11 protein-coding genes are annotated in these 14,290 nt (G+C 69.6%); 7 read left to right on the top strand and 4 right to left on the bottom strand.

Going from position 1 to position 14,290, the window contains the following annotated elements; genetic code table 11:
- Positions 1–23: 23 nt before the first annotated feature.
- The 3 genes from ACIQC0_RS05420 to ACIQC0_RS05410 all read right to left on the bottom strand — a co-directional run bounded on the left by ACIQC0_RS05420 (position 24) and on the right by ACIQC0_RS05410 (position 2,543).
- Positions 24–809 (bottom strand): putative hydro-lyase, encoded by a 786-nt coding sequence (locus ACIQC0_RS05420; protein ID WP_400533165.1) that lies wholly within the window; start codon positions 807–809, stop codon positions 24–26.
- Positions 806–2,023 (bottom strand): NRAMP family divalent metal transporter, encoded by a 1,218-nt coding sequence (locus ACIQC0_RS05415; RefSeq protein ID WP_377216680.1) that lies wholly within the window; start codon positions 2,021–2,023, stop codon positions 806–808. The genes ACIQC0_RS05420 and ACIQC0_RS05415 overlap by 4 nt, the downstream gene beginning before the upstream one ends.
- Positions 2,024–2,192: 169 nt before the next feature.
- On the bottom strand, positions 2,193–2,543 hold the full coding sequence (locus ACIQC0_RS05410; RefSeq protein ID WP_400533163.1) for a hypothetical protein: 351 nt from the start codon (positions 2,541–2,543) through the stop codon (positions 2,193–2,195).
- Positions 2,544–2,613: 70 nt separating this feature from the next.
- Between ACIQC0_RS05410 and ACIQC0_RS05405 the strand changes: the two genes are divergently transcribed.
- The 4 genes from ACIQC0_RS05405 to ACIQC0_RS05390 all read left to right on the top strand — a co-directional run bounded on the left by ACIQC0_RS05405 (position 2,614) and on the right by ACIQC0_RS05390 (position 5,999).
- Complete coding sequence (locus ACIQC0_RS05405) at positions 2,614–3,717, top strand: NAD(P)H-dependent flavin oxidoreductase (RefSeq protein ID WP_400533161.1); 1,104 nt, start codon at positions 2,614–2,616, stop codon at positions 3,715–3,717.
- Between the two features lie 41 nt (positions 3,718–3,758).
- A complete protein-coding gene (locus tag ACIQC0_RS05400) occupies positions 3,759–4,421 on the top strand; it encodes a hypothetical protein (RefSeq protein ID WP_400533159.1) in 663 nt (220 codons plus the stop codon).
- A 76-nt stretch (positions 4,422–4,497) separates the two neighbouring features.
- Positions 4,498–5,232 (top strand): YcnI family protein, encoded by a 735-nt coding sequence (locus ACIQC0_RS05395; RefSeq protein ID WP_400533157.1) that lies wholly within the window; start codon positions 4,498–4,500, stop codon positions 5,230–5,232.
- A gap of 155 nt (positions 5,233–5,387) precedes the next feature.
- Positions 5,388–5,999, top strand: coding sequence for a DUF4232 domain-containing protein (locus ACIQC0_RS05390; RefSeq protein ID WP_400533155.1), 612 nt, complete (start codon positions 5,388–5,390; stop codon positions 5,997–5,999).
- Positions 6,000–6,120: 121 nt separating this feature from the next.
- On the opposite strand, the gene ACIQC0_RS05385 is transcribed toward ACIQC0_RS05390, so the two are convergent.
- Positions 6,121–6,591 carry a DUF4383 domain-containing protein gene (locus ACIQC0_RS05385; RefSeq protein WP_400533153.1) on the bottom strand — a complete coding sequence of 157 codons (471 nt, stop codon included), beginning with the start codon at positions 6,589–6,591 and terminating at the stop codon, positions 6,121–6,123.
- A gap of 184 nt (positions 6,592–6,775) precedes the next feature.
- On the opposite strand from ACIQC0_RS05385, the gene ACIQC0_RS05380 reads away from it, so the two are divergent.
- The 3 genes from ACIQC0_RS05380 (at position 6,776) to ACIQC0_RS05370 (ending at position 14,261) form a co-directional block, all read left to right on the top strand.
- Positions 6,776–8,293 carry an FAD-dependent oxidoreductase gene (locus tag ACIQC0_RS05380; RefSeq protein WP_400533151.1) on the top strand — a complete coding sequence of 506 codons (1,518 nt, stop codon included), beginning with the start codon at positions 6,776–6,778 and terminating at the stop codon, positions 8,291–8,293.
- A gap of 72 nt (positions 8,294–8,365) precedes the next feature.
- The gene (locus ACIQC0_RS05375; protein WP_400533149.1) at positions 8,366–13,438 is read left to right on the top strand and encodes a DNA glycosylase AlkZ-like family protein; all 5,073 of its coding nucleotides are present in this window, start codon (positions 8,366–8,368) and stop codon (positions 13,436–13,438) included.
- Entirely contained in the window at positions 13,431–14,261 is an 831-nt protein-coding gene (locus ACIQC0_RS05370; protein WP_400533147.1) for an Fpg/Nei family DNA glycosylase, read from the top strand. The genes ACIQC0_RS05375 and ACIQC0_RS05370 overlap by 8 nt, the downstream gene beginning before the upstream one ends.
- Positions 14,262–14,290: the final 29 nt, after the last annotated feature.

Genomic DNA, 14,290 nt, shown 5'->3' with positions numbered 1-14,290 from the left:
CACGGACGCCGGTCCACGCGCCCTCAGGGGATGAGGTACTCGCTGTCCCGGGCGTCCGTGATGAGCATGTGCCCCGGGGCGTGACCGATGGCCAGCGGCGGCCGCGACTGCATGACAGCGGCCTGGGGCGTCACACCGCACGCCCAGAACACGGGGATATGTCCGGCGGGAACCTGAACGGCGTCGCCAAAGTCGGGGCGGGACAGGTCACTGATACCCAGCTCTTCCGGATTCCCCACGTGCACCGGCGCGCCGTGGACGGCCGGATACCGGGAGGTGATCCGGACTGCGTCCGCCACCTGGGCGGCGGGAATCGGCCGCATTGAGACCACCATGGGCCCGGACATTGAGCCGGCGGGAGCGCATTCCCGGTTGGTGCGGTACATGGGGACGTTGACGCCTTGGTCGATGTGGGCGATGGAGATCCCGCCGTCCTGCAGGGCGGCCTCAAAGGTGAAAGAGCAGCCAATCAGGAAAGTGACCAGGTCATCGCGCCAGTAGTCCCGGATGTCCGTGGGCTCGTCCACCTTCTCGCCGTCCCGGTACACCGTGTACTTGGGCACGTCCGTGCGGATGTCCCCTCCGGCCAGCAGCGGCCCGGTAGCCTGCCCGGGCTCGAGTACGCCCAGGATGGGGCAGGGCTTGGGGTTCCGCTGGGCGAACAGCAGGAAATCGAAAGCATTCTCCCGCGGCAATGACAGGACGTTCGCCTGTGCAAACCCCCGGGACCAGCCTGCGGTGGGCTCAACCAGTCCGCCGCGGAACGCTTCGCGCGCCGCGGCGGGCTGTGCTGTTGCGCGGTGCGTCATGCCCACAGCTTCGCGAGGCCCATCACGGAGTTCCAGCCCAGGAACAGGGTCAGCAGCCAGGTAACGACGCCGACGATGAGCAGCCACTTCGGGTAGGCGTAGCCGTGCATCAGGTCGCGGCGGCGCCAGGCCACCCAGAGGAGGACACCGAACCCGACCGGCAGGATCAGTCCGTTGAACGCACCGGCGAAGATCAGCAGCTGCTGCGGGGCCTGGCCCAGGAACATGTAGACGATGGCGCAGCCGGCGATGAACGCCACGGTGATGAGGTTGCGTTTGCGCTCCGGGGTCCTGGAGGACGTGATGAAGGAGACCGACGTGAACGCGGCGCCGATGACCGAGGTGACGGCTGCGGCCCAGAGGACGATGCCGAAGAGGCGGATGCCGATTTCGCCGGCGGCCGCGCCGAAGGCTTCAGCCGCCATGTTGTTGCTGGAGAGAACCGTTCCGCCCGCAACGACGCCCAGGATCGCCAGGAACAGCAGGACGCGCATGATGCCGGTGACGATGATGCCCAGCACGGAGCTGCGGGTGATTTCCTTGACGTGCTCGATGCCCGTTGCGCCGGAGTCCAGCATGCGGTGCGCGCCCGCGTAGGTGATATAGCCACCCACGGTGCCGCCCACCAGGGTGGTGATGATCAGGAAGTCGACGGTCTCGGGGAGGAAGGTGTTCTTCAGTGCCTCGCCTACCGGAGGAGCAGCAACGATGGCTACGTAGATCATCAGCAGAATCATGACTGCACCGAGCATCACCACGATGCGGTCCAGTGCCATACCGGCCTTCTTGCTGAGGAAGATGAGGATGGCCACCACAGCGGAGGCAATGCCGCCAACCTTGGGGTCAACACCCAGCATGGCGTTGGCACCCAGGCCGGTACCGGCGATGTTGCCGATGTTGAAGACCACGCCGCCCAGGAACACCAGGCCGGCCAGGAACCAGCCGACGCCGGGAATCACCTTATTGCCGAGCTCCTGTGCCCGGAGTCCGGTGACGCCGATGACGCGCCAGACGTTCATCTGGACCGCGATGTCGATGAGGATCGAGGCCAGGATCGCGAACGCAAAAGCGGCGCCGATCTGAGCCGTGAAGACAGTGGTCTGCGTGATGAAGCCCGGCCCGATGGCGCTGGTGGCCATGAGGAACATGGCTCCCAGAAGAGCCGTCCGCCGGGCTGAGGAGCTCAGGTTCAGTTTTGTGCCGGTGTCTGCCATGGGTCCGTCCGTTACTTTGGGTGACTGGTGTCACAATGATCGTCCTTGAGAGACGATACAGGTTGTTGAACAATCTGCGCAAGATATTGTTCAACAACCTTTTTGTCCAGTCACACTTCCGGACCCCTTATGGCAAGGCCTCGAGGCGCCTCACCCACGAAGGGAAATGTTAAGAAGGAGACCCCTCCGGACGGTCCCCGGGCTTGTGGGTTGCACCGCGCAGGTTTTCCTGGACCTTGCCGAACAGGTCCTTGATGGTTGATTCGGCATTGGTAATCACATCCACCTGCAGGTATACGTCCTGGCCGACCGGCAGATCGTATTCATCCTTCAGGTGCGTGCCGCCGGCCACCCCGTCCATGGACAGGTACACCATGGCTTCGGTGCGCGCAATGCCTGCGATCCGGCCAAAGACAACGGTGAACTCGTTGGCCTGGAAGCTGACCGTCTGGCCGATGTGGCTGCGGTCCAGCTCCCCTGCGGCCACGGCCCGTTCTGACTGGCTTCCGGTGTAGTTCATGAACTTCTCCTCACGATCGCCTGGCAGTTACCGTGGCAGTCTAACGCCGACCCCGACACAGGAGCACCCAATGACTGCCGCGCCCCTTCCCGCAGCACGCCCCAGCCGGCTCGCCGCCCTCCTGGGAATCGACGTTCCGGTGGTGCTGGGGCCGTTCGGCGGCGTCTCCTCCGTCCGGTTGACCGCTGCCGTGAGCGACGGCGGCGGGCTGGGTTCCTTTGGCCTGTACGGCTACGACGGGGAGGCCATCCGGCGCACGGCCGCCGAACTGCACGCAGCTACCGGACGGCCGTTCGCCCTGAACCTCTGGGTACCAACCGGCACCGAAACCACATCCCTGCCCCAGGCCGACTTCGACCGCTACGCCACCGCCCTCAAGCCTTTCTTCGACGAACTCGGCCTCCCGCTGCCGCAGCTGCCCGACCGCTTCATGGCCGACTACGCCGGGCAGGTGGAAGCCGCGCTGGAAGCCCGTCCCGCCGTCGTCAGCTTTGTTTTTGGCGCCCCCTCCCCCGAGGTGGTGGAGGCCGCACACCGGCAGGGCACCAAGGTGCTTGGCACCGCCACCACAGTGGCGGAGGCGGTAGCGCTGGAGGCCGGCGGCGTGGATGCCGTGGTGGCAAGCGGGGCGGAATCCGGCGGGCACCGCGTCTCGTTCCTGGCGCCTGCGGAGGAGTCGCTGGTGGGCACGTTCGCGCTCGTACCGCAGGTGGCGGACGCCGTCCGCATCCCGGTGATCGCCGCCGGGGGTGTCGCGGACCGCCGGGGTGTGGCCGCCGCCCTTGCGCTCGGGGCCGACGGCGTGCAGGTGGGTACCGCTTTCCTGGCCACCGCGGAGTCAGCCGCCGTTCCCGCCTACCGCGACCTGCTGCACAGCCCGGCCGCCGCGCAGACAGTCCTGACCCGCGCCATGAGCGGACGCCTGGCGCGCGGCATTCCCAACACGGTGACCCGCAGCGTCGCGGAAGATCAGATCGCGCCCTTCCCCGTGCAGAACTGGCTCACCGGACGGTTCCGGGCCGAGGCCGCCGCGCAGGGCAGCACGGACCGGATGTCCCTGTGGGCCGGGCAGGCGGCACCGCTGCTCCGGCACCGGAACGCGGCGGACGTCCTGGCCGAGCTCACCGCGGGCCTGCCCGGCAGGGCACCGGTAACCGCTGCCCGTCCCCAGTAGAATTCAGGGCAGACCCCAAACGCCCCGTGGAAGGAGCAGCCGTGCGCAAGCCGCCGCGGATTCCCTTCCATGCGTTCCGCGCCGCGGCACTGGCCACCGGCACACTCACGCTCGCAGCCGGGGCGCACCTGGCGGCCGGCGGGTCGCTCCCCGCTCCCGGCACCGTGCTGGCACTGCTGGCCCTGACCGTCCTGGTGTGCACGGCCGCCACCCGGCTGCGCCTGGGCCTGCCTGCGATCACGGCCCTCCTGGGCGGCGGGCAGCTGGCACTCCACGAAGCGCTGACGCTCCTCAGCACGGCCGGCAGCGCGCCCGCGGTGTCACCCGCGGTGTCGCCTGCAGCGGGCCGCATCGCAGGCGCTCACGCCCACGATGCAGCTCCGCTCGAGGTCCTGGCCCACGCCGCCGGGCACGTGGCCACCCACGTGAGCCCGGCCGATCCCGCCGCAGCACCGTTCATGCTGGCGGCCCATGCCCTTGCCACCTTCGGCTGCGCCCTCCTGCTCGCCCAAGGCGAGAACGCCCTCTGGCACCTCGCCGCTTGGCTGAAGCCGCTCACGGAACTGCCCCGGGCCGCCGTCGTACACGCTGTCCCCATGGCTCCCGGAGCCGCTCCCTCCGCCCCGGCGCCCCTGCGACCCTGGCGGAACCTTCGGCAGGACAGCCGGCGCGGCCCGCCTTCCGCCGCCGTGCTTTCCGTTTAGCCCGCGCCGCTCCAGCCGGCCCGGGACCACCCATTTTCTTGCGCGCCTGGCAATGGCGCGCGCCCGAAAGGCAACCATGCACACCCCTTCAATCCGCCGTTTCGTCACCGCCACCGCTGCCACGGGAGGCGCCGCGGCACTCCTCCTGTCCATGGCCGGCGGCGCGTCGGCGCACGTCGGCGTCACGCCGGACACCACCGACGCCGGCCAATATGCCCTGCTCACGTTCGGCATCCCGCACGGCTGCGAGGAAGCCGGCACCACCAAGGTGGCCATCACGCTGCCGCAGGAGCTGAACGACGCCCAGCCCACCGTCAACCCCAACTGGACCGTCGAAAAGGTGACCGAAAAGCTGGCCGAACCGCGCAGGCTCCCGGACGGATCCTCCATTACGCAGCGCACCAGCCGGATCGTCTACACGGCCAAGGTGCCGCTGCCGCACGAGCTCCGCGACGCGTTGGTGCTGTCCGTCAAACTCCCGGAGAAGGCCGGCGCCACACTGTATTTCCCGACGCTGCAGACCTGCGAAACAGGCCAGACCGACTGGGCGCAGATCGCCAGGGACGGCGAGGATCCCCACTCGCTCAACGCTCCGGCGCCGGCCTTCACGCTGACGGCTGCAGAGTCTTCCGGAGCGCACGGCGGGGACTCTTCCGTTGGGCACGGGGCGGCACCGGAAGAGCAGCGGACGACGGCGGCGGACAGCGGCGCGTCCGCGCGCAGCTGGGCGGGTCTCGCCGCAGGCGCGGGCGGGCTCGCGCTGGGCGGTGCGGCGCTGCTGCGCACCCGAAACCGCCCTGCGGATAAGTAACCGGGATTGCTGACCGCTGGCGGAGGTCCGGGCGGGCCCGGTTCATCACGATCCGGCCATCAAATGGGCCTCCGCCACGCGGCATCGTTGACGCGGGCAAGGGCTGACGCAAAGGTGGTGGCATGAGGTCTCAGCGAAATTCATCCCGTTTAGTCATGGCGACCGCGGCTGCAGCGGCGGCTTTGGTGCTGGCCGGGTGCGGCCCCAGCCAGCCGCAGCAGCAGCCCACCACCAGCCCGGGCACCGACTCGGCCAGTCCCGCCCCAACCGCCACGGACCCAGCCAGCCCCAGCGGCAGCGCCACTCCGGACGCAACGACGGCTCCGTCGTCGTCCGCTGCCGGTTCGCCTGCCCTGTGCAAGGCTGCCGGACTCTCCGCCGCTACGGACGCCACCGGCGGCGGCGCGGCCGGCAGCGTGTACATGAAACTGATGCTCACCAACAAGGGCAGCGAACCCTGCCTGCTGCGCGGCTACCCCGGAGTGTCCCTCGTGGCCAACGCCACCGGCGCCCCCATCGGCGCGCCTGCCACCCGGGACAACACCGCGCCCGCCGTGGACGTGGTCCTGGCCCCGGGCAAGAGCGGCACCGCGGTGCTCCGCTACACGCAGGCCAAGAACTACATGGAATGCAAGGTGGCGGACGCCGCCGGCTATCGAATCTACCCGCCGGAGGACAAGGCTTCCCTGTTCCTGGCAAAGCCCACCACGGCCTGCACCAACGCCGACATCACGCTCCTGAGCGTAGGGGCATTCCAGCCGAGCTGACACGCAGCTCCAGCGTTTGCCCGCACCACCCGCTTACCGCACAGGGACACCCCAACAGCAAGGGCGGCCCGGCAATTGCCGGGCCGCCCTTGCTGTTGCGCCTGCCTTAGTGTGCCGTGGCTTAGTGTGCCGTGGTGGTGCGGCGGGTGTGGGCCGTGCCTCGGGACAGGGCAAGGCCCAGTCCGACCATGGTGACCCCCAGGACGAAGTGCAGCCAGTTGTCGGCGGTGTTGACGGGGACAAAGTTGGCGGCGGTGTCCTGCCCGATCAACAGCCCGTAGATCCACAGGACCAGGTAGATGGCGCCGCCCACCACCAGGTAGTTCCGGGACTGGGCGGCAGTGCGGGCCATGGCTATACCGGCAGCACCGAAGAGCAAGTGGACGATGTTATGCAGCACGGAAACCTGGAAAATGCCCAGCAGCAGGGCTTCAGAGCCGTGCCCGGCGAAACCGAGTGCGCTGTAGTTCGTGGTAATTCCCGGGATGAACCCCAGGACGCCCACCAGGAGGAAAACCGCCCCCACGGCGAGCGCTGTTTTTTGGATGGTGGTCCGGCCTGCGGTGCGGCCGTCCGGGCTGATGCTGGTCATGACTTCTCCTAGTGTCTGTCGAAACGTACACAAGATGCCCGCCGGGCTGGGCCTGGCCATAGACTTAAACCCGGACACCATAAGTATACTTAGTAAGTCCCGCGCGGATAAGGATGGATCCATAACGGACCCATTACAAAACCGGCCCCGGCCAGGGCCTTCACCACGGAGACAGGCAGCTGACATGACATCTCTTTGGTTGGACCGTCCCGATAGATTCGTTTCCGATCCGTTCAAGCCGGGGTCCCGCTACCACACCGTGGTGGCCGGAGCCGGCCTCACCGGCCTGGTCGCAGCGCTCCTGCTGGCGCGGTCGGGGCAGGACGTGCTGGTGGTGGAAGCGAGGCATCCCGGCGCGGTCACCACCGGAAACACCACGGCCAAGGTGACCCTGCTGCAGGGCACGGTCCTGGCGCAGCTGGCGCGGCAGTACCCCCGGCACCAAGTCCAGGCCTACGTGGATGCCAACCGCGAAGGCCAGGCGTGGCTGCTGCGGTACCTGGAGGAGCAGAACGTTCCGTTCCAGCGCCGCGACGCCTACACCTACGCCACCACGCCCGCTGCCACGGAGAAGCTCCGCGAAGAAGTCAGCGCAGCAACCACCGCAGGCCTGGACGTCGAGTACGTGCGTGACGCCGGCCTCCCCTTCCCGGTCCACGGCGCCGCACGCCTGGCAGCACAGGCGCAGATCCACCCCGTGGAGGTCCTGGATGCGCTACTGTCGGACCTCCGCAGCCGCGGCGGGTCGATCGCCACGGGCGTCCGGCTGCGGGATGTCACGGGCGACAGGCCCTGCACGGTGGAGACGGACAAGGGCAGCGTCACCGCGGACCAGGTGGTGCTCGCCACCGGCACCCCCGTGCTGGACCGCGGCCTGTACTTCGCCAAGCTGAAACCGCACCGCTCCTACGCCGCTGCACTGCAGCTGGCCGAGGGCCAGGAGCCGCCTCCCGGGATGTACATCTCCGTGGAGCAGCCCACCCATTCGCTCCGGGACTACGAGTCCGACGCCGGGCGCCTCCTTTTGGTGGGCGGGCATGGGCATCCGGTGGGCCGGACACCGTCCGAAAAGGCGCACCTGGAGGGCCTCCTCGCGTGGGCCGGCCAGCACTATCCCGGGGCGGTACCCACGCACACCTGGTCGGCGCAGGACTACCAGCCCACCAACCTCATGCCCTTCTTCGGCAAGCTCCCCCGCGGCCGGGGCCATGTGTACTTCGGCACGGGCTACAACAAGTGGGGCATGACCAACGCCGTGGCCGCGGCCCTGGGAATCTCGGCCGACATCCTGGGCGGCCAGGTCCCCTGGGCCGACACCATCCACCACCGGATCACCTCGCCGTCCGGGGCGCTATCCGCCGTGGGCCTGAACGCGGGCGTGGCCGCCCGGCTGGCCACCGACTGGGGCAAGGTCGCCGGCCGGAAGCTGCGCAAGGATACGCCCGCAGCGGCAGCACCGGCTGTCCCTGCCGAGGGGACGGGAACGGTCGACGGCGGCACCGGACGTCCCGTGGCCGTCTCCACCGTTGACGGGACCACCTGCAAGCTCTCCGCCGTGTGCACGCACCTGGGCGGGATCGTGCACTGGAACGACAGCGAAAAAACTTGGGACTGCCCGCTGCATGGCTCCCGCTTCAGCAGCGACGGCACGCTCCTCGAAGGACCCGCCACCCGGAACCTGCCAAGGGCCGACAAGGGTTGACGGCTGCGGCTACGGGACGCCGGCGTCGCGGGCCCCACGGATCCTGTCAGCGGGGTGGGGCATGATGGAGGCATGAACCCGGAACAGCCGCCCGCTCCCGGCGCTGAAGCTCCCATGGGTCAGTTCAGCCGCCCCACCAGGGAGTGGTTCCTGGGCGCGTTCCATGAGCCTACGCCCGCCCAGGCGGGGGCGTGGAACGCCATCTCCTCCGGCTCGCATGCCCTGGTGGTTGCCCCCACGGGATCGGGCAAGACGCTGGCCGCGTTCCTGTGGGCGCTGGACCGGCTGATCAGCTCCGCTCCGCCCGCACCCGTCCCGGCGGAAGCGCCGAAAGGCAAACGCACCCGTGCGCCCAAGCGGAAGACCCGCGTCCTTTACATCTCCCCGCTGAAGGCCCTGGGCGTGGACGTGGAACGGAACCTCCGCGCCCCGCTGATCGGCATCACCCAGACGGCCAAGCGGTTGGACCTGCCGGCACCGCTCATCAGCGTCGGGGTGCGGTCCGGGGACACCACGACGGCGGACCGGCGGGCGCTGTTGAGCAACCCGCCGGACATTCTGATCACCACGCCCGAGTCGCTGTTCCTCATGCTCACCTCGCGGGCACGGGACACCCTCACCGAAGTGGACACCGTGATCATCGACGAAGTCCACGCCGTGGCCGGCACCAAGCGCGGCGCGCACCTTGCCGTGTCGCTCGAACGGCTGGACGCGCTGCTGCCCAAGCCGGCGCAACGGATCGGACTCTCGGCCACCGTGGAGCCCCGGGACCTGGTGGCGCAGTTCCTGGCCGGGTCCGCCCCGGTGGAAATCGTGGCGCCGCCGGCCCGGAAGAACTGGGACCTGACGGTGTCCGTGCCGGTGGAGGACATGACGGACCTGCAGGGCGCGGCGGGTGCGTTCGATTCCGGTCCGGCCTCCGGACTGCAGCCGCAGGCGTCCATCTGGCCGCATGTGGAGGAGAAGATCGTGGACCTGGTCCTGGCCAACCAGTCCACCATTGTCTTCGCCAACTCCCGCCGGCTGTCCGAACGGCTCACCGCGCGGCTGAACGAGATCTACGCCGAACGCCAGCTCGTGGCCGCGGGCGGCGGCTGGGACGCCCCTGCGCTCGGGGCTGATGCAGCTGCGCCGGGGACGGCCGCGGCCTGGGGGGACGCGCCGCCGGAGGCGCCGCCGTCGGGCGTTCCTGCCTCAACCGCGACGCCCGCGCACATGATGGCCCAGGCCGGAAGCTCCGCCGGGGCGGACCCGGTGCTGGCCCGCGCCCACCACGGTTCGGTGTCCAAGGACCAGCGCGCGCTCATCGAGGATGACCTCAAGTCCGGGCGGCTGCGTTGCGTGGTGGCCACCTCGTCCCTGGAGCTGGGCATCGACATGGGCGCGGTGGACCTGGTGGTGCAGGTGGAATCGCCGCCGTCGGTGGCCAGCGGACTGCAGCGGGTCGGGCGTGCCGGCCACCAGGTGGGCGAAGTGTCGCAGGGCGTGCTGTTCCCCAAGCACCGCGCGGACCTGGTGCACACTGCCATCACCGTGGAGCGGATGCTGGACGGGAAGATCGAGCGGCTCAGCATCCCGGCCAACCCCCTGGACATCCTGGCCCAGCAGACCGTGGCTGCCACCGCGCTGGGCAGTATCGACGTGGAGGAATGGTTCAGCACGGTGCGCCGCTCGGCCCCGTTCGCCTCGCTCCCCCGGTCCGCGTTCGAGGCCACGCTGGATCTGCTGGCGGGGCGGTACCCGTCCGACGAATTCGCCGAACTCCGGCCCAGGATCATCTGGGACCGCAACGCAGGCACCATCGAGGGCCGGCCCGGCGCGCAGCGGCTGGCCGTCACCTCCGGCGGGACCATCCCGGACCGCGGCCTCTTTGGGGTGTACATCATCGGCACCGAAGTGGAGGGCTCTGGCACCCCTGCGGAGGACGGTAAGCCCGCGCGCGCGGCCAAGGGCGGGCGGCGCGTGGGCGAGCTGGACGAGGAGATGGTCTACGAATCCCGCGTGGGCGATGTGTTTGCCCTGGGCGCCACCAGTTGGAAGATCGAGGACATCACGCACGACCGCGTCCTGGTCTCCCCCGCCTTTGGCCAACCCGGCAAGCTGCCGTTCTGGAAGGGCGATTCGCTGGGCCGTCCGGTGGACCTGGGGCGTGCCCTGGGCGCGTTCGTCCGGGAACTTTCAGCATCCGACGCCGGCCCGGCCGCCGAACGCTGCAAGGCCAGCGGGCTGGACGACTTCGCCGCGAACAACCTTCTTCAGTACCTCACCGAGCAGAAACAGGCCACCGAGGTGGTGCCCAGCGACACCACGCTGGTGGTGGAGCGGTTCCATGACGAGCTGGGCGACTGGCGCGTGATCCTGCACAGCCCGTTCGGCATGCCTGTTCATGCACCGTGGGCCCTGGCGGTGGGGCAGCGGCTGCACCAGCGGTACGGGCTGGACGGCTCGGCCATGGCCGCGGACGACGGTATCGTGCTGCGCGTTCCCATGATGGAGGACGAACCGCCCGGCGCGGAGCTGTTCCTGTTCGACCCCGAGGAGCTGGAGCAAATCGTCACGGCGGAGGTGGGCGGCAGCGCGCTGTTCGCCTCCCGGTTCCGCGAATGCGCCGCCCGGGCACTGCTGCTGCCCCGGCAGACCCCGGGAAAGCGGCAGCCCCTGTGGCAGCAGCGCCAGCGGTCCGCGCAGCTGCTGGATGTGGCGCGTAAATACCCCACGTTCCCGATCGTGCTGGAGACTGTGCGCGAATGCCTGCAGGACGTGTACGACCTCCCGGCTCTGAAGGACATCGCGGCGTCGGTGGAGCGCCGGGAGCTACGGATCCTGGAGACCACCACGCAGCAGCCATCGCCGTTCGCTAAGTCCCTGCTGTTCGGGTACGTGGCGCAGTTCCTTTATGAGGGCGACTCCCCGCTCGCCGAGCGCCGTGCCGCCGCCCTGGCCCTGGACTCGACGCTGCTTAATGAGCTGCTGGGCCGGGTGGAGCTGCGGGAGCTGCTGGACGAGAAGGTCATCGAGGCGACCGAACGCGAGCTGCAGCGGCTGGTTCCGGACCGCCGGGCCCGGGGCATGGAAGGGGTGGCGGACCTGCTGCGGCTGCTGGGACCGCTGACGCCGGAAGAAACGGCGGAGCGGCTGCAGGGACCTGCCGGACCGGAAGTGGCGGAGGTCGCCGAGGTCGAAGCGGTTGACTCCGCTCCTGACGGCGCGGCGGTTGAACCTGCCGTTCCGAGCGCCCCGAGCGCCTCAGCGGCCGAGGCCACCGCACACCTGGTGGCGCTACAGCGCGCCAACCGGGCCATCCGGGTGACGATCGGCGGGGTGGAGCGGTTCGCCGCGGTGGAGGATGCCGCCAGGCTGCGGGATGCCATCGGCGTGCCGCTGCCCATGGGTGTTCCGCTGGCGTTCATCGAGCCGGTGGCCGATCCCCTGGGCGACCTTGTATCCCGTTACGCCCGGACGCACGGACCCTTCACGGCCACGGAAGCAGCGGACCGGCTGGGACTGGGCGTGGCCGTCGTCGAAACTGCGCTCAAACGCCTCGCGGCGGACGGCCGCGTGGTGGAGGGCGAGTTCCGCCCCCATGTCACGCCGCCCGAAAGCGCACTCCCTGACGCTGAATCACGGGAAGCTGGCCCCCAGGAAGCAGCACCGCAGCCAATAACCCACCCAGTCGGTAGCGAATGGTGCGATGCGGACGTCCTGCGGAAGCTCCGGCGTCGTTCGCTTGCCGCGCTCCGTGCCGAAGTGGAGCCGGTGGATGCCGCAGCGTACGGCCGGTTCCTGCCCGCCTGGCAACACGTCCGGACGCCCGGAGGCGGGCGCGGGCAGCCGTCGCTGCGGGGGCTGGACGGGATCGTCACCGCCATCGACCAGCTCTCCGGCGTGCCCATCCCGGCGTCCGCATGGGAGCCGCTGGTACTGGCAAGCCGCGTCTCCAATTACCAACCCGCCATGCTCGATGAGCTCATGGCGGCCGGCGAGGTGCTGTGGGCGGGCGCCGGCCCGCTGCCCGGGAACGACGGCTGGATCAGCCTTCACCTCGCGGATTCCGCCGAACTGACCCTGAACCCGTCACCCGAGTACGAACCCGGCGACACCCAGCAGCGGATCCTGGACCACCTGCGGGGCAACGGCGGCGGGTACTTTTTCCGCCAGCTGACCGACGTCGCTGGCGGGATGGACGCGGTGCTGGGCGACCAGGAAGTCGTCTCCGCACTGTGGGATCTTGCGTGGGCCGGCCGGATCACCGGCGATACGTTTGCGCCGGTCCGGGCACTGATCGCCGGCGGGCACACGGCGCACCGGCAGGTGGCCCGTGCGCCGCGGGCCAGGGCGCCGCGGCTCAGCAGGCTGGGCCGTTCGCACGGCTCAGGGCTGTTCGGGTCCCCGGGGCTGGGCGGTGGTTCCGGGGCGGGTTCTTCAGGGCTGGGCTCCTCCCGGCTGGGCGGCGCGGGCGCCGTGCCGCCGATGGCTGCCGGCCGCTGGTCAGCGCTGCCGCAGCCGGAACTGGACGCCACGCTCCATGCGCGCGGCACGGCGGAACTGCTGCTGGACCGCTATGGCGTGGTCACCCGGGGCTCCGTTATGGCAGAGCAAATCCTGGGCGGTTTCGGCCTGATGTACAAGGTCCTAGCACGGCTCGAGGAGGCCGGGCGGTGCCGCCGCGGCTACTTCATCGAACATCTGGGGGCTGCACAGTTCGCCGTGCCCGCCACCGTGGACCGGTTGCGTTCCTATTCTGAAGACACCCAGCTGGCCAAGGCGGAACCGGTTGCGCTGGCGCTGGCCGCAACGGACCCCGCCAACCCTTACGGCGCCGCGCTTCCCTGGCCTGCGTCGCACGATGACGCCGGCAGCGGGCACCGGCCCGGACGGAAGGCAGGGGCCCTGGTGGTCCTGGTGGACGGTGCCCTGGTGCTGTACGTGGAACGCGGCGGCAAGACCCTCCTGGCCTTCAGCGATGACGACGCCGTCCTGGCCGCCGCGGCGTCGGCTCTTGCCGGAGTCGTGACCCGGGGCGCAGTGGACAAGCTGATCATGGAGAAGGTCAACGGCCACGGGATCCTGGACACCCCCGTCGCTACCGCGCTCACCGCCGCCGGAGCCTACTCCACGCCGAAGGGGCTGAGGATCCGTGCCTGAGGGCGATTCCGTCTGGCGTGCGGCCCGGCAGCTGCACGAAGCCCTGGCCGGGCAGACGCTCCTGGCCTCGGACTTCCGGGTGCCGCGGTTCGCAACGTTGAACCTGGCCGGCTGGACCGTGGCGGAGGTGGTGCCCCGCGGGAAGCACCTGCTCATGCGCGTCGCGGGCCCGGACGGCAAGCGGCTCACCATCCACTCCCACCTGAAGATGGAAGGGACCTGGCAGGTCTATCCGCCGGGCGGCCGGTGGCGGAAACCCGGCCACACGGCCCGGTGCGTGCTGCGGACGGAGGCTGCGGACGCCGTCGGATTTTCCCTGGGCCTGCTGGAAGTGGTGGCTACCGACCAGGAGGACGCAGTGGTCGGATTCCTGGGCCCGGACCTGCTGGGACCAAATTGGGATATCGATGAGGCTGAACGCCGGATCCGCGCTGCCCCGGACATTCCCGTGGGCGTAGCGCTGCTCGACCAGCGGAACCTGGCCGGCATCGGCAACATCTACCGGTGCGAGGCGTGCTTCCTGTCAGGGGTTCATCCGGCCGTTCCGGTCTCCGACGTTGCGGATCTGCGGACCATCATGACGGACGCCAAGCAGCTTCTGGAAGTGAATCTTGGGCCGGGCCGGCGCGTCACCGTGCTCAACGCCCGCGGGATGCCTGTTGGCCGAATGGCCGGCCGGCCCGGCTACTGGGTATACGGCCGCGAACACCGGGCCTGCCTGAAGTGCGGGACACCCATCCGCCGCGGGCTGCTGGGGAAACCCAACGGAGACGAGGAACGCGACATCTACTTTTGTCCGCGGTGCCAGCCCGTCCCAGGCTGACCGTCCGGACCCGCACACCTGGTGGCCTA

This window comes from Pseudarthrobacter sp. NPDC092419 (genome assembly GCF_044755045.1).
GTDB lineage: Bacteria > Actinomycetota > Actinomycetes > Actinomycetales > Micrococcaceae > Arthrobacter.
Note: the sequence above shows the minus strand (reverse complement) of the source record. Positions and strands in the feature narration are given on the sequence as shown.